This window comes from uncultured Traorella sp., assembly GCF_944327115.1.
Taxonomy (GTDB): Bacteria; Bacillota_I; Bacilli_A; order Erysipelotrichales; family Erysipelotrichaceae; genus Traorella.
The window spans coordinates 1-21,172 of the sequence record NZ_CALVGS010000048.1; the positions used below are offsets into that span (position 1 = coordinate 1).

The 21,172-nt window shown below is 35.9% G+C and carries 22 protein-coding genes; 2 read left to right on the forward strand and 20 right to left on the reverse strand.

Going from position 1 to position 21,172, the window contains the following annotated elements; all coding sequences use genetic code 11:
• Positions 1-211: 211 nt before the first annotated feature.
• The 7 genes from Q0K35_RS04520 to Q0K35_RS04550 form a co-directional block, all read right to left on the reverse strand.
• On the reverse strand, positions 212-1,435 hold the full coding sequence (locus tag Q0K35_RS04520; RefSeq protein ID WP_294561482.1) for a pyridoxal phosphate-dependent aminotransferase: 1,224 nt from the start codon (positions 1,433-1,435) through the stop codon (positions 212-214).
• Positions 1,436-1,452: 17 nt separating this feature from the next.
• Positions 1,453-1,824 (reverse strand): RidA family protein, encoded by a 372-nt coding sequence (locus tag Q0K35_RS04525; protein WP_294561483.1) that lies wholly within the window; start codon positions 1,822-1,824, stop codon positions 1,453-1,455.
• A gap of 18 nt (positions 1,825-1,842) precedes the next feature.
• Complete coding sequence (locus Q0K35_RS04530) at positions 1,843-3,759, reverse strand: PTS sugar transporter subunit IIA (RefSeq protein WP_143052372.1); 1,917 nt, start codon at positions 3,757-3,759, stop codon at positions 1,843-1,845.
• Between the two features lie 71 nt (positions 3,760-3,830).
• A complete protein-coding gene (locus tag Q0K35_RS04535) occupies positions 3,831-4,994 on the reverse strand; it encodes a MupG family TIM beta-alpha barrel fold protein (protein ID WP_071442059.1) in 1,164 nt (387 codons plus the stop codon).
• Positions 4,995-5,023: 29 nt separating this feature from the next.
• Positions 5,024-6,313, reverse strand: coding sequence for a PTS transporter subunit EIIC (locus Q0K35_RS04540; protein WP_294561484.1), 1,290 nt, complete (start codon positions 6,311-6,313; stop codon positions 5,024-5,026).
• Positions 6,314-6,328: 15 nt separating this feature from the next.
• On the reverse strand, positions 6,329-6,649 hold the full coding sequence (locus Q0K35_RS04545; RefSeq protein ID WP_071442057.1) for a PTS sugar transporter subunit IIB: 321 nt from the start codon (positions 6,647-6,649) through the stop codon (positions 6,329-6,331).
• Positions 6,650-6,657: 8 nt separating this feature from the next.
• Complete coding sequence (locus Q0K35_RS04550; RefSeq protein WP_294561485.1) at positions 6,658-6,969, reverse strand: PTS lactose/cellobiose transporter subunit IIA; 312 nt, start codon at positions 6,967-6,969, stop codon at positions 6,658-6,660.
• 496 nt (positions 6,970-7,465) lie between these two features.
• Between Q0K35_RS04550 and Q0K35_RS04555 the strand changes: the two genes are divergently transcribed.
• Entirely contained in the window at positions 7,466-8,053 is a 588-nt protein-coding gene (locus tag Q0K35_RS04555; protein ID WP_294561486.1) for a flavodoxin family protein, read from the forward strand.
• A gap of 996 nt (positions 8,054-9,049) precedes the next feature.
• Here the strand turns inward: Q0K35_RS04555 and Q0K35_RS04560 are convergent.
• From Q0K35_RS04560 to Q0K35_RS04615, 12 genes are all read right to left on the reverse strand, one after another.
• Positions 9,050-10,507, reverse strand: coding sequence for a hypothetical protein (locus Q0K35_RS04560; protein WP_294561487.1), 1,458 nt, complete (start codon positions 10,505-10,507; stop codon positions 9,050-9,052).
• Between the two features lie 58 nt (positions 10,508-10,565).
• Entirely contained in the window at positions 10,566-11,357 is a 792-nt protein-coding gene (gene proC, locus Q0K35_RS04565) for a pyrroline-5-carboxylate reductase (protein ID WP_294561488.1), read from the reverse strand.
• Between the two features lie 58 nt (positions 11,358-11,415).
• On the reverse strand, positions 11,416-11,976 hold the full coding sequence (locus Q0K35_RS04570; RefSeq protein ID WP_294561489.1) for a hypothetical protein: 561 nt from the start codon (positions 11,974-11,976) through the stop codon (positions 11,416-11,418).
• Positions 11,969-13,873: a M56 family metallopeptidase gene (locus Q0K35_RS04575; protein WP_294561490.1), complete on the reverse strand. Its 1,905-nt coding sequence runs from the start codon at positions 13,871-13,873 to the stop codon at positions 11,969-11,971. The genes Q0K35_RS04570 and Q0K35_RS04575 overlap by 8 nt, the downstream gene beginning before the upstream one ends.
• Before the next feature lie 2 nt (positions 13,874-13,875).
• A complete protein-coding gene (locus Q0K35_RS04580; RefSeq protein ID WP_294561491.1) occupies positions 13,876-14,238 on the reverse strand; it encodes a BlaI/MecI/CopY family transcriptional regulator in 363 nt (120 codons plus the stop codon).
• Between the two features lie 121 nt (positions 14,239-14,359).
• Positions 14,360-15,277, reverse strand: a complete 918-nt coding sequence (locus tag Q0K35_RS04585; RefSeq protein ID WP_294561492.1) for a Sir2 silent information regulator family NAD-dependent deacetylase — start codon at positions 15,275-15,277, stop codon at positions 14,360-14,362.
• Between the two features lie 4 nt (positions 15,278-15,281).
• The gene (locus Q0K35_RS04590; protein WP_294561493.1) at positions 15,282-16,028 is read right to left on the reverse strand and encodes a protein-ADP-ribose hydrolase; all 747 of its coding nucleotides are present in this window, start codon (positions 16,026-16,028) and stop codon (positions 15,282-15,284) included.
• Positions 16,029-16,038: 10 nt separating this feature from the next.
• Positions 16,039-16,695: a 4Fe-4S binding protein gene (locus Q0K35_RS04595; RefSeq protein WP_294561494.1), complete on the reverse strand. Its 657-nt coding sequence runs from the start codon at positions 16,693-16,695 to the stop codon at positions 16,039-16,041.
• 117 nt (positions 16,696-16,812) lie between these two features.
• Positions 16,813-17,253: an Rrf2 family transcriptional regulator gene (locus Q0K35_RS04600; protein ID WP_294561495.1), complete on the reverse strand. Its 441-nt coding sequence runs from the start codon at positions 17,251-17,253 to the stop codon at positions 16,813-16,815.
• A 14-nt stretch (positions 17,254-17,267) separates the two neighbouring features.
• Positions 17,268-17,840 (reverse strand): transporter accessory protein, encoded by a 573-nt coding sequence (locus Q0K35_RS04605; RefSeq protein WP_294561496.1) that lies wholly within the window; start codon positions 17,838-17,840, stop codon positions 17,268-17,270.
• A 100-nt stretch (positions 17,841-17,940) separates the two neighbouring features.
• Entirely contained in the window at positions 17,941-18,237 is a 297-nt protein-coding gene (locus Q0K35_RS04610; protein ID WP_294561497.1) for an MGMT family protein, read from the reverse strand.
• Between the two features lie 10 nt (positions 18,238-18,247).
• Positions 18,248-19,516, reverse strand: a complete 1,269-nt coding sequence (locus tag Q0K35_RS04615; RefSeq protein WP_294561498.1) for a galactokinase family protein — start codon at positions 19,514-19,516, stop codon at positions 18,248-18,250.
• Between the two features lie 161 nt (positions 19,517-19,677).
• On the opposite strand from Q0K35_RS04615, the gene Q0K35_RS04620 reads away from it, so the two are divergent.
• Positions 19,678-20,310, forward strand: a complete 633-nt coding sequence (locus tag Q0K35_RS04620; RefSeq protein WP_294561499.1) for a cyclodeaminase/cyclohydrolase family protein — start codon at positions 19,678-19,680, stop codon at positions 20,308-20,310.
• A gap of 51 nt (positions 20,311-20,361) precedes the next feature.
• Here Q0K35_RS04620 and Q0K35_RS04625 read toward each other — a convergent pair.
• The coding region (locus Q0K35_RS04625; protein WP_294561500.1) for a transketolase C-terminal domain-containing protein at positions 20,362-21,172 on the reverse strand (811 nt) is incomplete at its 5' end.

Sequence of the window (21,172 nt, forward strand, 5' to 3'; positions counted from 1 at the left end):
TTCATACTAAAAAGAGGGTACCCACATGAGATGTTAAAGATACCCACACATAAAGTTAAATAGGTTTTAAAATGGCAACACCAAAGTTTAGAGCTATGGCACACCCACACACGAATTTAAAGTGCCCATAAAAAAGCTATCACATTTCGATAGCTTTTTTAACGTTATTTGGTATCATCAAATCGTGTGGCAATACTATCGGTGCTATATCTTAATATCTATCACCTTTCTTAGATAAATTTTGCCATTTTATTAATGCATCCTTTATGCTATATAATGCATTAATTACTTTATCATTATCTTTATATACACCTAATACAATTCTTAAATGGCCCTCTCCACCTATACCATAATTTATACCATCATTTACAGAAACTTTAGCTTCTCGTATTAAATAAGAAACGATTTCGGAAGAATTTCCAATCTTAGAGACATCAATCCATCCTAAAAAACCTGATTCAGGCAAATCCATAGAAACGTTTGGAATTGAATTTATTATTTTAAAAGCCTGATGCCGGCGATAATCAAAAGCTTCTTTAAATTCATTCATAAAAGAAGAATCTTTCAAAGCCGGAATGATTGCACGTTGACACATTGTATTCGTAGCACCTAATACAGAAACGGCATTTGCAAACATAGAATCCATTATAATATCACTACATACAAGATATCCTACTCTTAATCCGCTAAGTCCCATTCCTTTTGAAAAAGAAAAAACAGTGATTGTCCTCTCAAACATTCCTTCTAATGATGCCGGAGTAATAAATTCATTTTCATAGCAAAAATCCTCAAACGCTTGATCACAAACAAGTATAAGATCATGTTTAATAACAAAGTTTCTCAATATCTCCAATGACTTTTTATTAAACACTGTTGTTGTAGGGTTATTCGGATGTGTTAATAGAATCATTTTAGTCCTAGGAGTACAATACTTCTCCAATATTTCTTCATTCAGTTGATAATGTTCTTCTTTACTTAAAGGAACACTGATAGGTTTTCCTTTCATAATCGAAATGTTCAAGAAGTTATTTGGATAACTAGGAGATGGAATCAATACTTCATCACCTTGATCAATAAAAGGTAAAATTGCAAAATAAAGACCACTATCAGATCCAGGTGTGATAAGAATATTTCTACAAGAATCAACTTTTAAATGATTCTTCTCTTTTAATTTTTTTGCAATTTCATTTTTCAATTCTTGATTTCCAATAGGAGCGGTATAGTGTGGAGCAGCTGCCTGATCTATTTCCGTCATAAGCGCTTTTTTCACATGAGCAGGTAAAGAATAATCTGGCATAAATGGGTCAGCCCATCCCATCAGACGGATTCCCTTTTTTTCCATTTCTTGATATGATCCGCCTACATCTGCTTTTTCAACCTTACTAAACAATCCTCCTTGTGCATATTTAAATGCGTCTATCATTTTGTTTTTCATTTGTCCACCTTTTTATATTAAATATGTGCGATTACCTCTATTTCACATAATACTCCTTTTGGTAACTCTTTAACAGCTACACAAGATCGAGCCGGGCAATTTGTAAATGTTTCACTATAAATTTGATTGAATACAGAAAAATCTTCCATATTAGCTAAAAAACAGGTTGTTTTAATAACATTATCTGCTGTCATTTTTGCTTCTTTTAGTATTGCTTTAAGATTTTTCATGACTTGCCGAGTCTGTTCCTCTATTGTGGAAGCAATATTACTTGTATCTGGATCAATAGGTAATTGTCCTGATACAAATAAAAAATCATTTAAAAGTATTGCTTGAGAATATGGTCCAATTGCTGCTGGCGCTTTTTTTGTAGATATTTTAGTAAACATTGTATTATCCCTCTCTTTTCATAAATATTTTATAAATTCGAAATAAGAGTTTGCATTGATTAATTGAGCAGCTGTCTTTGGGTCATTGAATAATTTTCCAATATGTTCCACAAAGAAACGAAAAACATTTTTATCATCTTCAGAAATAGCAAGTAAAACAATAACAGAGATTGGATATGATCCCCATATGATTGGTTTACTTAAAACTGAAATAGAAACAGCTGTTTTTTTTGCAGAAAAGTCCGTAGCATGGGGTAATGCAAAACCATTTTTAAAGCTTGTTGATGCCGCCTGCTCTCTTTCCATAATACGCTCAAAATATGTCTCATCTACATACCCAAATTTCACCATATCATCTGTAATAACTTTAATTATTTCTTTTGGTTTTTTACTCGAAAAATAAGTATAAAATAATTCTTTTTTTACATATTTATTTTTAAACTCTTGAACCAATTTCGCATTCTTTTTTTCATCTAACTCTAACAACACCTTATGTATCATAAATTCATCTTCGCTTGTTAAAAAAACATTGATTTCAATAATAGGAATATTAATTATCTGTGTAGTTCTTAAAGGAATGGTAGTCAATACAAAGTCAATATTTTGCTTATTGATATTTACTTCATCTAAATATGCAGATACATCTACAATGTTTAGTTTTGAATTGAAAGATTTATTTATTTTTGTCATACAATTTTCAGTCGTTGCTGCCCCTAAAGGTGAAATCAACAAAACTTTATATTTATCATTTTGAATATATCTATCATAAGCAGTACCAAAATGCAAACAAAGAAGTCCAATCTCATCTTCATTTATAGAAGTATTCAAATATTTGTCTATAATTTTCTTTGATGTTACGGCCATTTCAAATAAAAGCGGAAATTTACTTTTTATATCAGATAGGTACACATTATTAATTGATTCGTTATTTTCTTTTATTCGTTTAAATAAAGATTCTAAATGTAACGAAAGACTGTTTGTAAAAAGAAAATCATCTTTGAAATCAATGCCATAATTTTCATAAATAGTATCTTTAATAGCATTAATTATTTCTAACACTGTCATATTACTATTTTGATTATTCGCTGGCCGTTCTGCTAACCTTACAGAATGTAATAAGTACGCAACTTCTTTAATCTCATAATACGAAATATTGATGCCCATCTCTTTTTTTATGGAATTGAAGTATTCAACCAGAATTGATTCCTCTAGATTTATGGGAACTTCATCTTTTTCAGAAAATTCCATTCCTTTATCATATTTGGCAAGACTAACTATTACACCTATATGTATCATGATTAAAGGTATATATTCGATTTTTATTTGATAATTTTTATTAGATAAAATTTTTAACAATTTATCTTTCAGATAAACCAAATCAAATCCTTCAAATAATTTTGCAACTGAGGTAATATTGGCAAAATTTCCTTTAGCTTCTTTTTTTATTAATTCACTTAATAATTGTTTCTTTTCTTCATCTTTACCACTTAAAACCAGACAATTATGTTTCCTTTCTATTATAAGTGAACCAAACTTGGAAATCATATTATTTAAAAGCTTAATGTCTTTTTTGATTAAATAATCACTGATATATAATTCCTCAGCAAGCTTCTGAATTCGAACTGAATTGTCTTTTGCCAATAAAAGTTTTCTGAGTATAGCATGAGCTGTTTCATCTTTAGTTGTTGGAGCAGCTGATATTTCATCATCAAGAAAGGAATTTTCACACAACTTATAACCAAATCTTTTATTTGCTATAATAATATCATCATAAACAATATTTATATTTAGTATATCATTACGAATTGTTCTATCAGTCACTTTAAAAAGCTCTGATAATTCTTTACCAGTGATATAATCTTTTCTTTGTTTTAAAATTTCTAATATGAAAAACTGTCTCTTATTTAGCATAATTATAAAATACCATTTATTCAACTTGTGTCAAGCTTTATTTTTGTTTAATAAATCTCCATGGTTAAGTTGAATATTCCTTTCTTAATAATATTTTATTTTCTTACAAAAGAAAAACATTTTCCTGGATCTAGATACTCTAGAAGAAACATCTCTTCGTCAATAATATGACCCACATAATTATGATATGGTTCTGCTTTAATAGCTTTTCTCACAATATGTAGTTCACCCATATATCTAGGAATGATATTGTTGATAATAATAATATCTCCAGGACTATAATATTCTTTATTTGCTTTAATAGAAGCTATATCACTATTTGTAAATACACAACGTGACCATCTCGATCTAAATATCGTATGATTATATTCTGCCACATTATGTTTATCATAACTAAATAGAATATCCATTTCATCTTTACTGATATTTTCGTTCACTATAATTGTTAATGGTATTCTCAAAATATCTCCTTCAGGAACAAAATGAGTATTGCCCTTAAAAATGCCTTCTTTATCTGTTACCGTAACATATGATTCTTTTATCACTTTCTGAATATCCTCGAACTCTTCTTTTGAGGCATGACCATTTCCAAATATAACTGAACTGATTCCTCCCATTGCAAGCAAATGTTTAAGCTGCAAAGATGGTGGTATATCACGATGCATTTCTATAGTTGGAAGTCCATCCCTAAGAGGCCATGGCCCATGGGCATTTTCTACTGCCGACGATATAAAAATTTCAACTTCAATACCTTTTTTTTCAAAAAAATTATTTACCTTTATTACATCTTCCGGGCTCGCCCCAGTATTTCTTAATGGATAAAAATTATATGAAGCCATTATTTTTTTAGGATTACCTCCTGCTTCTAGTATTCCCTCTACAGCCTGCATTTCACTTGCATTTAATTCAATTTTTATTCCATATTTATTTTCAATCATTTCTAAATCTCGGTAATCACCAAAAACCCCATCCATTCTCAATACGTCAAATCCCATTTCTTCAAATACAGATAAATCTGAAGGCGTAGCTTCCATTTTTTGCATAAATTTTGAATTGCAGTCGCCAATCACTTCCATATGATTATTATGAGCTATTTCAGACAATTTTTTAAAATAAGAAATGATTTTACTTTTATCATCCTGTACAGAAAATAAACTTGTAAATACACGAGTAAATCCATAATTATTAGCAAGCTTTAAATAATTTTCAATTTCTTCTATTGTTTCCTGTTCTGGATATACTGATACTCCTAATTTCATTTTAACCTCCAATTTTTTTACCATTTCTACTACAAATCTACATTTTCCAGATCAATGCTATCAGCATCTGTTAAAGTGATTGTTTCTGTTTCTTCTTGGTTAAGATATGTTCTATCAAGAGCTATAAAGAAAGGTGCATATATTAAAACATCTATAATTACCAAAACTAATTGCATTAATGCGACAGATATTCCACCAGCTAAAAATCCTGAAATAATAACTGGACAAGTCCATGCAATAGAAGCACCATTAGTAAATGCAACCAATCCAATACTTGTTGCAAAATATGATAACCCAATATTAACAATTGGTACTAAAATAAAAGGAACTGCAATATAGGGATTTAACATAATTGGTAATCCATAAACTAGTGGTTCTGAAATATTAAATAGTGCTGGTATCAAGGAAATTCCGCGGACTTTTTTTGATCGTCTTGATTTTCCAAAAATAAACATTGCAATAACTAGTGCCAGCACACTGCCAGCACCACCATAACCAGCATAATGATATTCAAAAAAACTTGTCAAAATTTCCGGATTGCCTATTCCTTTAGTAAAGTAAGCTAAATTTATGGCATCATTTCGATAAAAATAAGGCATACAAATAGTTTGTACAAAAGCACTATTAATCCCAAATACCCAAAGTACCATTTTAATTAGATATAAAAACATATATCCCCATACAGAAGTCGCTACCATTCCCAATGTATTATTTAATAATATATTAATTAAATCAAATGTATTATATCCAAATGCAGAAGTTACAAGGAAAACCAATAAAAATATACAAATTACTATAGCTGAAGGAATCAAAGATATAAATGAATCAGCAACGGCCTCAGGAGTACCTTTAGGCAATGCTATCCGCCAGCCTTTATTATGTATTTTTTCATAAATATATCCTACAAATAATGCTGTAACAATTCCAATCATTATACCATTGGAACCTGTTCGATCCGTTGAAAGATCACCCATAATCAAAAAATAGCATCCCATAGCTAAAATACATAGATTGATTCTTTCAAGATTTTTAACTTTAGCATAAGCATAGGCAGTACCAACAACCATATATAGGCCAAGAAAGCTAAAGCATGCGTTTGTGCCCTGCAATAAAATATTGAATAATGATGCTTCACCAATTTGAATAGAATTTATAAAATTGGCTACAGACTCTACTGGAAAACTAATTATGATCATAAACATAGAACATATAATCAGTAATGGCATAGTTGGTGTAAATGCCTGAAATATTATTGTCATGTATTGATTTTGTGAAATTTTATTACATACATTAATTAATTTATCTAAGCTTTTTTTCATTGGTTTCCCCTCCTTTTATTTTTTATTAAATGTTTTAAGTAAATAAATAGCTTGTTTTAATACTGCTTCACCATTAACCATTCCATAATTTTCTGCAGATATTACTCCAATCGGAATTTGCTTATATTTTTCAGTAATTGTTTCACTTCTAAATCCAATCTGCGGACCTAACAATATAACATCAGGAGTATCATTTTTAATTTTTTCATCAATCTCTGTAAAAGAGAATGCTTTAACCATCACTGGTAATTTATATTTCGTAGCTGCTTCTTGCATTGACTGCGATAATAAACTTGTTGACATTCCCATATTGCAAAACAAATAAAATTTTCTCATAATCCACCTCATAATATTTCTTTACATAAAGCTATGTATTCTTCCGCTATTACGGAAATCGTTTCTACACTTGACATCTGGTCTTCAGAATGAATGAGTAATAAATTAATTTCTAAATTATCATCTTTAGAAGCACTTTTCTGTAGCATTTGAGCATGAATTCTTTGTCCTTCTAACATTCGCTGTTCACCTTTTTTCATTAGCTCATTAACATTATTATATTCTTTTTTTCTCGCTTTTCTCATAGCTTCAACAAATAAACTTTTTGCTTCTCCAACTTTAGAAATCATTTGACAGCATATCATAACTATATCTTCCATTTTATCCCTCCTTTCCTTGTCTATATAATAAAATACTTTTTTACATTTTAGAGATACCTTATTCTTAAATGATAGGAATTATAAAATTTCCTAATACTTAGGAAACTTTATAATTAAATTAAATCGTGACAATTATAAAATATGTAGGTTAAAAATAAAAGGATAAATCCCAAATGCAACCAAAATAAGAATTTAAATATCAGTAAATTATGTTCTCTCAATAAAACCACCTATATAATCTGGCTGACAAGCAGCAGACTGAACGTTTATTTTACTGATAAAGTACCTTAGAATGTATACAGAAAATAATTAACATATGAGTATGTACAAATGAAGATCATAGAAAAAATCTTCTATAAAGCGAACAAATGGCATATATTATTGGTATTGATTATCAATATATTTCATTTTATAATATATTAGTTCCCGAGTGGAATTTAAAAATTGGTCATAATAGATGCCAGAAATCCTATATATTTTTAGAGAGGTTAGATATATGAAAAAAATACTTATAATTCAGAGTAGTGGAAAAGCAAAAGGTAATACTGCACAGCTTGTAGAAAGTTTTGCCAAAGGAGCTACTGAAAAAGGTCATAAAGTTGAAGTAATCTCACTTGTAAAAAATGAGGTAAAACCTTGCTTAGGGTGTAATGCATGCCGCTATGAAAAGCCATGCATTCAAAAAGACGCTTTTAATCGTCTAGTACCCAAAATCAAAGAGGCTGATTGTCTTGTTTTTGCGTCTCCACTTTATTTTTGGTCAATGTCTGCTAGAATAAAAGCATTTATTGAGCGATTTTATTGTATAGCCATAAAAGATGAAAACCCTCCATTTGGAAGACATGAGAAATACCCAATAAAAGATTGTGCACTTCTTATGACAGCTGCAGATAATAATTTCTGGACATTTGAACAGGCTGTATCCTATTATCAATATGTATTTATAAATTATATTGGGTTTAAAGACAAAGGTATGCTTTTGGCTGGCGGATGTGGTCACACTGACGGAAAGCCTCAGATTGACAAAACGAATCATTTAAACGAAGCATATGAATTTGGAAGAAATATCTATCCAGAGCAATAATTTTATAAATTTTTTATTCAAGGAAAAAGATTATAAACAATATAAAAAAACCAATATTCATCAAATAACTACTTGATTTATAGGCAAAATCTGTCAAGCTGAAACATTTACTTTAAAAAAATCAAGAAATTGAAACCACAAAGAAATATGTAATCGTTTGATACAGCTTATAGCTTATTTGATTATCTTACCAAGTCCATAAAAATATCGCATTGATCTTATCAAAAGTGATAATCTATTATCGAGAAGAGGCAATTCTCAATTGCATCAACTGATGAATTTTTATGACGATCAGAATAAAGAGCAGTTCAAAACTTACAAGGACTGTCTTGTTCTAAAATTATTCTACTGAAGAATGTCAGAATTTTTTTCAAAAACAACAAAAGGAAATCAGCAGATTCAGGACCTGCTTTCTAATTCGCTCGACTGTTTGAATTCATCAAAACTTGATGTATTAACTAGATCCATATTCGATAGTCAGAGATAATTTGCAGGCAAAACTATGCTGGGATATCAATACACCCTCTACAATCATTTGAAAAATTGAATGAAAATGAAAAAGTTTAACGAATATCATCCTGTTATGATACTACAGGAGATATCTATAAGGATACATGGATATTCAAAATCATTTCATTAAAAATATTACAGACTGATACAGACCATCTGATTAATCCAAACCATACTGAGTGAAGATGATGAGCCAAGAAAAGACTATACAGATAGAATGATGAGAATATACCAACGAATATAACAAAAATAAAAAACGATCATTCAAGAGAAAAAGGACCAATAAATCAAAGATATCATATTGTAAGATATATTAATCTAACTTGCAAAACCAAATAAAAAAACAAGGTTCAATTGAATTTTTTTGTGCTGCGTGAATACATCAGCCCTACACATCAAAAAAATCCCTCATCTTTTTGTATGAGAGATTCATAAATTCGACATTTCTGTAAATCCTTATTTATTGCATTAGATGTATCCCATCCTTTAATTTTCTTTTTGTACGGTTTCATCTACATAGGTTTCATCAGATAAAGATTCACTGACGACCTCCAGATCGCTTCGATATGTTTTAAAAGACTCGATAGCTTCTTCATCTGTCTTTTCATCACCATACAGACTGATACGTGATATCGTCAAGGAATCCGGACCCAGATCCACTTCTTCCCGGCTGCTGATATTATTGATCCGGACATAATAATATTCCGTAACGGTTTCGCTGCGTGACGTATAATCTTCCGTCACATTCGTACGATATACATAATAAGCCGTTCCTTCGTGATAATAACTGTTATAGGAATAATAAACACCGATCTGATCACAGCTGTTGATCACGATCGTATCCGGTCCAAAGACACTTTGTGCAGTATCTTCGATATCCTTTCTTAAAGCTGTTTCTGCCGCCTGTGCAAATTGTGAGGATACATCCTCAGGAATATCTGCAAACGTACGATATACGACCTCTAAGCCTTCCACTGTAAACTCTTTTTGCGGATTGACTACTTCGATCTTGCTTCCTTTTGCGGTTTCTTCACTATATATAGCTTTCAATACGATGGTATCTCCATTTGACAGAGAACCGTTATTTTCCACTTCGTAAGAAACACCATTGACAAAAGTAACAAAATTTGGATTGTTTTGATCATAATCGACATTGCAGCTCACATTGGCATAGCCTTCTCCCGATACCCCGCTATATGTCAGTTCACAGCTTGAAGTAAGATCGATCGGCGTTTTCTTCAGACTGAAATAAACACTTACGGCAACGATCACCACGACCACACAAGCAAGAGTGATACCGCCATAGCGTATCGTCTTTTTCCCTTTCTCAGTAGCATAGTAAGCTTTCCATTTTTCAGAAAGCTTATTGGCTTCCCTGCTTGCGGCATCCATCGCCATAGAGGCTTTTTCCTTGGCCATTTCCCCTAACTGTTCAGCATCCTCTTTCACCGCTGATACATCCAGTTCCTCAGTCTTCCTGACAAACAAAAGATAACCGGCTGTGACACCCTGTGCAATTTCACCGGCAACAAAGAGAAACAGCATCGTTCCTAAGCTGCTTAAACCGCCAAGTCCAAAAAGCGCCATAAAATTGCCATTCAATAACTGATACAGCGCATGTACTCCGGAAAAGCTCAAAAGTCCCATCAAAGAACTGAATAAGCTCAGGCCCCCTAAAATCTTGACCGTGATCTCATGATCCTTGACATAAAACAAACGGAAAGCCAGACAAGCCGTCAACAAAAGTGAAACGATCAAATCCAGATAAAAAAGAACACACATGAATTTAAGCAGTGACAATACATTCCCCAGATCATCCAAGCTTGTGACATTTCCTCCGGCAGAGAGATACAAAATCCCCAAAATGATGGCCACTATGCCAATCACCAGATTCCCGAAATAAACATTTTTACGCGTCAAATATAATTTCAACTTTTCCATCATATCCTATCCACCTCACTTTTAATATATTATATCACATATTTCAATTCCAAAATATGCTTTATTCTTTACTTTCTGCCGCATCAATGGCCGATATCACAGCTCCCCGGAAACCATCTCTCTCCAAAGATGCGACCCCTTTGATCGTTGTACCGTTAGGTGAGCATACCCGGTCCTTCATGATTCCCGGGTGCGTTTCTGTTTCCAGATAAAGCTTACCTGTTCCATAGATCATCTGAGCAACCATGCGATAAGCAGCCTGCCGCGTCAGACCATGCTTAACGGCTGCATCTGCCAACGCTTCCATATACATCGCCGTATAAGCCGGCGTACAGCCGCAAATCGTACCGGCAATCGACAATTGTGATGTATCTGCTTCTTCAATCAAGGCTATCGGTTCAAATATCTGACAGAAAATCCGATATTCTTCCTCGCTTAAATTATGACGATTTTCACATATAAGGATACCGGCCCCTACCTCAATAGGAGTATTCGGACTTGTGCTGATATGATGAACCTCCTTTGGAAGCAGCTTTTCATATTTATCAAATGTATAACCGGCAGCCACCGATACGACGATCTTACCGATCAGCGCATGAGCAAGCGCTCCTACGACCTCTTCAATCTGATAAGGCTTAACGGCAATGATGACCATGTCAGCAGCCCGCACGACATCAGCAGCACTTTCACAAGCCACGACACCCAGCTGTTTTGCGTTATGAACCAGTTTGTCATAATGCCTGGCACAAGCATAGATATTTTGAGGACTGACTACGTTTTCCTTGATCAGCCCTTTGGCCATCGCCTGTGCCATATTTCCATAACCAATAAATCCAATTGAAATCTTATTCATCCTCACTCCTCCTTCAATACTAAAATATTACCATATTTTTAAAAAAAAAGACGATGAATCATGAAGATTCCATCGCCCTGGCTATCTGAGCCTGTTTCCTGACAAGTAACTTTTCATCATAGGAATATGTATAAAGCGTACGCATCAGCCAGATTGATATGATCAGACCAATTGCGATAAAAATGATCATTCCTGTCATATTCCATGAAATCGGAAGTACAGAAATCGTAGAAAATAAGGTACGCGCATCACGAAGCTGTCGGATCCTTTTAGCCTGACTGCATTGATGTCTTTGTGCGATATCCGCAAGATTGGTCAGCAGCTGATAATGAAGATAGAGCGATAACGCTAAAAAGAAGATCGTAAGGAAAGATTGATCGATCATCACACCAAATGCTGAAAGCAGCCACGAAATCAGCTCATAGCCAATCAACAAGACCGTTAAGGATCTTAAAAGCATGACACTTTTCTCATAAACCGCTATCGTTTCCAATGTATTATAAATCATCCAATAAGCGATCCAATGCGGAATACATTCAAATGTTCCTAATTTAAATGAAAAGAAAAGTATCAGATAAGAAACAGCAATTCTGCTGACTGCCTTTGGATATTCATTCATAATGATCCTCCTTTAGATCTAAGATGACCTCTTCCACCGTTTCCCAATTGATCCTGACACGATAATCAAAGATATCAGGAAGTCCCATCTCGATCTCAGATGAGCTTTCATGAACATCACTGGTATGATACATCTCGATCGTACGATCCCAGTTTTCATCGATGGCATAAGCCCTTATGCTGCCATCGCTTCCAATAGAAGTACAAGGATTTTGCGGACATGTCGGATAACGAACAACATCTTTATCCGCCTTATCAACCATGGCCGATTCGATCCTGTAATAATCAAAATCATCTCCGGTATAGGTATATTTAATCTTCATCGTCTGATAGCTTCTTTCAAAAATGGCATTCGCATTCGGTTTTGTCGAATAAAAACCCATATTGAAATAGTCTGTTTCATTTTGAACGATGTAGGTCCGATGAACGCTGATATCTGTTTCACCGTTTTCTAATTCCATATGATATGTACCATATGCCGGGGCATCCCAATGGATATTTCTGATTTGTGAAAAAGGGGCACTGCGATCCAGTTCATACTGTTCGACCTTTCCGTTTTGTTGTACCTTCCAGCCGATTTCTTTTGTAAGTTTGATCGGTACATAGGTGCTGGTAATGAAATCATTTGAATTATTCGTGAAGACCAAAAAACCTTCGATCACATGATCTGCCGTTTCCTTCAAATTTAACACACGATACAAGGCTTCATTCGGATAAGAAATGCTCACTTCAGGAAGATCATCCAGAACAGAAAGATATTCACTTTGTAAAGAAGATGGCATCACAGCCATGATATACGCATCATTATTGGTCAACAGACCTTTCGTATAATAATCAATCGCACCTGCGACATTCGGCATGGTCATCAGACGCGTACTTGCCAAGGAAAGCTGCTGACCAAAATCACTCGTATTCGCTTCGATCATCGTAACAGAGGAACCGCTTCCTAAAACAAGCGGCAGCAAGAGGATCCCGATACACACAGAAACCAGCCCCATTCCCTTTGGATATTTTTTGAAGCGGGTGATGGCTTCGATCCTTTTTTTGATTTGCCCGGCACCGTTTGAGATCGATGTCGTAGCGAAGGCATGGGGATATTTCTCATTGGTCATTGCCAATAAGATCCGTCCATAATCACGCCTTTCTTCTCCCTGTATATGTTCCAATACCCGCTGATCACATAACGCTTCTAAATCATTTGAAATCGTATGAAAGACATAATGAAGAAACGGATTGCACCAGTGAAGACATTTCAAGATGGACCATATGACATTCTGCAAAGAATCTTTATAACGTACATGAAGCAATTCATGAAGAAGGATCTTGTCATCAATCTCTTCTTGAGGAAGGACCAGCACAGGCTTGAAAATACCGAATACAAAGACAGAGGAAAGCCCTTCAACAACGACCGCCTTACATGGTGAAAGCTGATAGCGATGCGCAACATCCCCGATCTGTTTCTTTACTCTCTCATTGACAGGTTCAGCTTTATGAAGCAGTTTTTTTAATGAAAGGTAGTCTTTCAGATACTTGATCATTCCTGATAAAATGCCCGCAGCATAAATCACAAACAGGACATCCGTTATACTGGATGGAAATGAAGTGAAATATGGGAAAACAGATGTATTGATCACAGCGACATAAGCCTGTGTATAAGACGAATGTAAATGACTTTCACATATCGTCTTAACAGCTTCTATGAACACATCCAAAAGTGGTATCAGATAAGTGCCGAACAGCCCGGCAGGAAGTAAGATCGACAAAATCAATATGCTCCAGATTCCATATTGCCAGCGGGGTGAGAGCTTATCTTTCAATAAATGCTTCAGAATTAAAAGCAGGATAGCTAGAAGAGAAACTTCCAATGTCTGGATCAAAAATCCCCAAATGTTTCTCATACCTACACCTCCATGTCATCAAGAAGCTGGCTGAGCCTTTTCTTTTCTTCTGAAGTTATTTTATTCTCTTTCAAAAAAGCGGCAATCAGATCTCCCACAGAACCTCTTTCAACCTTTTTGATCAACAGCTCCCGTTCGGCCTTTAAACATGTATCACGTGAGATCAAAGGTGCATAGCGATGCGGTTCCTGTTCACGTTTGATCGTTACAAGTCCCTTCTTTTCCATCCTTGTCAGATAAGTCAGCACCGTATTACGATTCCAATTCTTCTTGGAACGCAGCGCTTCTACGATTTCTCCCAAAGAAGACTCCTTTTGTTCCCAAAGAACATCCATGACGCGCCATTCAGCTTCAGTTAATTTCATCCCTTCACCTCCTACACTTGTAGTATCTACTTATATACTACAAGTGTAGTATATATTTGTCAACAGATATTAAAAAAACTGATGATTTTACTTTCATCAGTTCTGAATTTCTTTGATATATTCAATTTTCCCATTCATCCAGTAAATCATGTATCGTCTTTTGAATATCTGCATTGATGCCTACGGACCTTTCATTCAGTGAGGCAGGTATGAACGCTTCATTCAGATTGAAACGGATCAATGAGAAGTTTTTATGTTCACGTGCCATTTTCTCAAAAGGAAAACGAATGATAACAGGTGTATTGAAGCCTACGCCCAGCTCCAGTAAAACGACTTTCTTATGTTTATTTCTTTTTAAGAAATCATGATATCTTTGTGCCTGCCGATGCCAATGCTCATCTTCCACAAAAGTATCATCACATCGCAGGTGCATGGCCATCACGCCTCCACAAACAGGACAGTGGGGCACCATATAGGAAGGAATCTCACAATCTTTTCTTGCCTGATCCATCCGGATGAACAACTCCCTCGCATCATAAACTTTTGGATGACAGCCTTTGGCACACTGGATCTCTCCATAGTCACCCTGTGTCGCAAAGACATCTTCATCCTTAAAGCCGGCCTTGTAGAATTGATGATCCACATTGGTCGTGATCACAAAAACTTCTTTTTCTTTTACTAGCGTATATATTTGTTGGTACAGCGGCATTGCTTCTGGTAAGATACGGTTGATCATGCTGTGTTTTGACCAATATCCCCATTTTGCCTCTTCACTTGGAAACGGATAAAATCCGGCACTGTACATATCGCTCATATATGGAGAATGATATTTATCAATAAATTCCTGAAAATTATCGGTAAAACGTTTGCCCCCATAAGCAAGACCTGCAGCAGTTGATAATCCTGCTCCGGCTCCAATCAGAATGGCATCGGCTTCTTTGATCATGTTTATGGCCTTTTTGATCTGTTCATCATGATCTTCTTTTTGATTGATGTAATCTGATGCCGGTGTAGTGCTTAATAATGTCTGCCAATTCATCGAATCACTCCTTTAATAATTTTTCATAAATTTCTCTATCCTCTTCCTTAAATACATTGAAGATCACCTGTTTTAATTGAGATGAAGACAAATACTTTCGGACCGTATCCACTGCGATCACAGCGGCTTTTTCATGCGGGAAACGAAAGACGCCGGTTGAGATACAACAGAACGCAAGGGAATCCAGGTGCATTTCATCCGCTTTTTTCAGGCAGTTCAAGTAACACATCCTCAATAATTCCTCATGACGCTTTGTCAGTGCAGAAGATACGACAGGGCCTACCGTATGGAATACATACTGACTCGGCAAATTATAGGCCGGGGTTACTTTTACTTGTCCAACCGGTTCTAAATAGCCCTGTTTTTTCATCAGCTCTTCACATGTCAAACGTAAGCGTACGCCTGCGAAAGTATGGACGGCATTATCGATGCAGTGATGATTCGCTACAAAACAACCCAACATCTGCTCGTTGGCAGCATTGACGATCGCATCCGCCTTTAAGCGTGTGATATCCCCCTGCCATAAAACGATCCGCTGATCACTTTTGATTTCCACGATTTTCTTTTTTTGAAGCAGTTCTTGTAAATATTCATCTTCAATTTCCAGATATTCCTCATCGATCGGCACCGGCTTGCGCACATTAACAAGAGCACGGTACAGATCAAAGCCATAGTCCTTTTTATCTGCTTTTTGATGGCGCTCCATGAGCAAATGATCGATCAAATATTCTTCTCTTTCCTTCTGATTCATCCTATCACCTCTAAATTCTTACGATCGCCTGTTGAAAACAGACCTCAACACATTTGGCACAATGCAAACAATGCTTCTGAATGATCTTAACAGGCGTTTGCGTGATATCAATACATTTCTGCGGACAGACATCATAACATTTCAAACAGCCGATACAGTTGTCAAGAACCTGATATCGGCCCTTTGGCAATGGCCGCTGATACGAAAATGGAATACGTATGAGGGGTTTTTGGCTCAGATCAAAATATTCACCCTGATAATCTTCAAACCGGAAGACTTCTAAGACATCTCTGGCCTGCTCATTCGGATAGATGTCTTTCATATACTCATTTTCTTCAAAAATTTCTTTCAGCTTTTCATGTCTTATATTTTTTACCTTTCCCTGTAAAGAAATGGCCACAGATGAGAGGGTATCCTCTCCTTTGAGCCCTGTTAACGCAACATACGGATGCGCCATCAAACGCTCATAAAATGCTTTGCCCCGAGCTGTCAGAAAATAAAGGGTATCATCCTCATATAACATCAGATCAATGGCACAGGTCATTGGATGATGATGTTCATCTATGGTTGCCATGATGACGGTATGTATCTTTTTCTGTAAGATCGTTAATATATCACTTGTTTTCATAAAAGTGTTTTCTACATCATTCTGATTTTTATTCATCATCACTTTCCTTCTTTCATATAAGAATTGATAGTTGTAATATTGTTTATTACATCTAAAGGATATCACTCCTTTGTTGTAATGTCAATAGTTACATCAAGAAAATAAAAAAACCCGGCTCTATGTCCGGTCATTACCAAGTATCTTATCTAAATCTTTTTTCACATCAGCCAGTGTCATGGAAGCCAGTTCATCCTCCATTACCTGTTGGATATGTTCAAGTCTTTCATCCAATATTGAATGCATATTGCGTCCTACCGGACATGTTGGATTGGGATTTTCATGAAAATGAAACAGTCCCTTGCTTTCAACACATTCAACCGCTTTATAAATATCTAAAAAAGTAATCTTATCTAAAGGCTTTGAAATCTCAGCCCCTCCGCTTCCCCGATGTACCTGTACCAATCCCGCTTTTTTTAACTGACCTAATATCTTACGGATAATGACCGGATTGACCTGTACGCTGGAAGCCAGAAATTCACTTGTTATCTTTTCATTCTTAAACGTATCGATACAACAGAAGATATGGATCGCTATTGTAAATCGGCTGGATATCTGCATATGCTCACTTCCTATCACTCTGAAAACATTTCAACATAGATTTCCTTTAATTGATCCTGCTCATCCTGACTCATCACTCTTTCATGAGCATCATGTCCCTCAACAGTTCCTACATGACCGCTGATTGCTTCACCATCCTTTACGGTTACTACCAGCGGTACAAAAAGAGCTGCATTGCCCTCGTCATCCGTATCTTCAAATTGACCTACATAAGATAAAATGGCGCTTTTCTCTTCATCAGTGTAAATCAGATTACGCTCATCATCTCTTGTACGCACATAATAAATGTCCTTGCCATTCTCTTTAGCGGCCTCTTCCATAATAGGCAATGCTTCTAAGCACCACGGGCAATCAGGAAAACCAAAATACAAAATACCGCTTTCTTGATTTTCAAACATATCGATCGCCTCCTGCATCGTAATTTCTATGAAGACATCGCTATCCTTGATGAAGGCTTCATATTCATCGCTATCCGACAGACACTCATCACTATTAAAACTGCAATAAGGCTGATCTGTTTCAGGCTCTTCCTGTGTCCGGCATCCGCCTAATACCAAAACAAGCATCAATAAAACTATTTTTTTCATGTTCTCACCGCTTTCGTCTGAATTATATCATGTTCGTGTTGTAATATCAATGATTACATTTTTCTAACATTTTCCTTATCATTTTCTTAAACATGCATCTTCATATCTTCCACTGATAGTTTTTCATATCTACATGGCCGTTACTTTTAAACCCAACACCTTCTTCCATCAGTCTCTCTTTTTGTTCATCCCAATGAGGAACGAGCCGTCCGGATTGACTGACGACCCGGTGACACGGATAATTGCCATAGAAAGAGGCATGTGAGAGAATACGTCCTACGAGCCGGGCATTTTTCTCATGACCGGACAGCTCGGCAATCTGCTTATAACTGGCCACCCTGCCTTTTGGTATTTCAGAAACGATGGCCAATATCTGATAAATCAAATCTTCATCCATATCTCTTCCTCTACATCATCCGTATGCTTCCCTGTTTTCTGATCTTCAATAAATGCACACTGTCCTCTCCAAAATATTTTTCCATTTCTTTCTTGTAGCTCCATGCATGTTCATCTTCCACAAAAGCCTGGATCGTACCGGCAAAGCCACCGCCATGAACACGGCAGAAACCCTTATCCTGTAATATTTTTTCTGAAAGGGCAAGTGCCAATGAAAGACTTTGATGATTTGGATCGGCATATACATTCTGTAAATATTTAAAGCTGGAATCACCGGATGCCTTCATGATTTCTTTGAATCGTTTAAAATCATTTTCTTTTAATGCTTTGACAAGCCCGTTCACTCTTTGATTTTCATTGAAAAAATGAATGGCCCGTAAGAGTGAACGATCACCACATTGCTTTCTTATCTCATTAAGCTGTTCATAAAATGTTCCCTCATCAACTTCACGAAGCACCTCTTTTCCAAAAAAATGGGCTACCTTTTTCATTTCTAAAGGAATCGCCGCATAGTCATTTGTCAGATCGCTGTGAGAACCTTTGGTATCGACGATACATAAGCAATGATGAAAAGCAGAAAAATCAATCTGAAGGCTTTCTATCAAAGGAGAAGCAGCATCCTTAAAATCAATGGCGATCAGTCCGCCAAAGGCACAGGCACACTGATCCATCAGGCCACATGGTTTTCCGAAATATACATTTTCCGCATACTGGGCGATCTTTGCCAATTCTTCTGAAGGAATCATTTGTCGATTATAAAGTCCTGAAAGTATCGTTGCAATCATCACCTCAAAGACTGCCGAAGAGGATAATCCGGCACCGATCATCACTTCACTGGTAATATAAGCCTTAAAGCCGCCGATCTGATATCCAAGCTGTTGAAAGCGTGCCAGGATTCCTCGTACCAAAGCCTCAGAAGTTCCTTTTTCTTCCTCTTTGACCGTCAGATCATCAATCTCAATATCTTCCAGAAAAAAATTATCAGAGATGATCGAAACCTTATCTTTTTGAACACTGACCGCTCCGATTGCATCCAAATTAACGCCGGCAGCTACGACACAGCCATGCTGATGGTCGGTATGATTGCCACAGATCTCACTTCTTCCCGGTGTATTATAAATTTGGACGTCATCGTTTCCGTAATAAGCGATATATTTTTCAAGCATGCCGATATACCGCTGATTTTGATCATCAAGACGATGTTCATCTTCATACAGCTCCAGCAATAATGAATCACAGTTGCGATCCATAAAACCTTTTTTGATTTGTTCAGCTTTCATCTTTCTCTTCCTAAACGTTTTAACGTTTCCTTTCATATTTATTTTAACCGTTGTCATAGTTCCTTGACAAGCTATTTTCTCACTTCACTCTTTTTATGAAAGCATTTGTGAAAACCATCATTAATGATATAATGATTCATATATAAGAAGGGAGCAAAGGTATGCTTATTGAAAAGACCGCTTTAGAAATCTTAAATGAAATTGACAGTTCTTCACCCACGCCCGGCGGAGGCAGTGTCAGCGCCCTTGTCGCAGCCTTAGGTATCTCACTTTCCGGCATGTATGCCCATTTAAGTATTCATAAAAAGAAATTTCTAGCCTTGGATGAAAGCACCCGGCAACAGTTTCTTGAACATTTCATGACACTTGAAGATCTAAAAAAAGAATTGACACAGGCAATTGACGAAGACTGCAAAGCCTATGATCATGTCATGAGCGCCTGTCGTCTTCCTAAAAATACAGATGAAGAAATACGGTTTCGTCAAAAAGAAATCCAGCAAGCAACATATATTGCCATTGAATCTCCTTACCATATCATGGAGCTTTCACTTCAAGCTTCACGGCTCTGCGAAAAAATGATCAGCAATGGCAATAAAAATGCAATCAGTGATCTGGCCTGCGGCATCATCTTTCTTGATGCGGCCATTCAGGGAGCCAGTGTCAATGTCGAAATTAACTTATCTTCACTTGATGAAAAAGAAAGATATGAATGGAATACAAAAATAAATCATCTTTTAGAAGAAAGCCGTCATATAAAAGAAAAAGCGCTTCTTCAAATTAAAACGCTTCTTTAAGAATAGTCATTGTGATTGCAATGGCTTCTTGTTTTTATTCTCTTAATTTCATTAAAATGAAAGATTGATTTGCTTTTTTATTTTATCGTATATCCTCTGTGCACTTAATCCATACTTGTCAAATAATTCTGCTATACTTCCGCTCTCTCCAAATACATCTTCAATTCCTATACGAATCACTTTACATAAGTGATAGGGTGCCAAAACTTCACATACCGCACTTCCCAGTCCATTGATGATGCTGTGTTCCTCACATGTCACGATATATTCATGTGTCTTTGCCATCTCTATCAACAACTTTTCATCAATAGGCTTGATGGTTGCAATATTCACGATCGTTGGTTCAATTCCTTCTTTCCCTAACAGTTCTCCTGCCTTCATTGCTTCCTGTACCATCATTCCACTGGCGATGATACAGACTTTTTTCCCTTTCCGAATTATCCTACCTTTCCCATATTCAAAACGATAGGATTCATCAAATATATCTTCAACCTTGCTTCTTCCTAAACGTACATAGCAGGGGCCTTCTATTTCTGATACTGCTTTAATGATTGCTTTTGTTTCTATCGCATCGCAGGGCTGAAAGACCTTCATATTCGGAATCCCTCTCATCAGCCCAATATCTTCATTGCACTGATGGCTCGCTCCATCTTCCCCTACGCTGATTCCTGCATGTGTTGCACAGATCTTTACATTCAGATTTGAATAGCAGATTGAATTTCTGATCTGCTCATGGGCTCTGCCGCTCGCAAACATCGCAAAGCTTGACGCATATACGATCTTTCCACTTGCCGCCAATCCGGCCGCCACGCCCATCATATTGCCTTCCGCAATTCCCATATTGAAATGCCTCTTTGGGCAT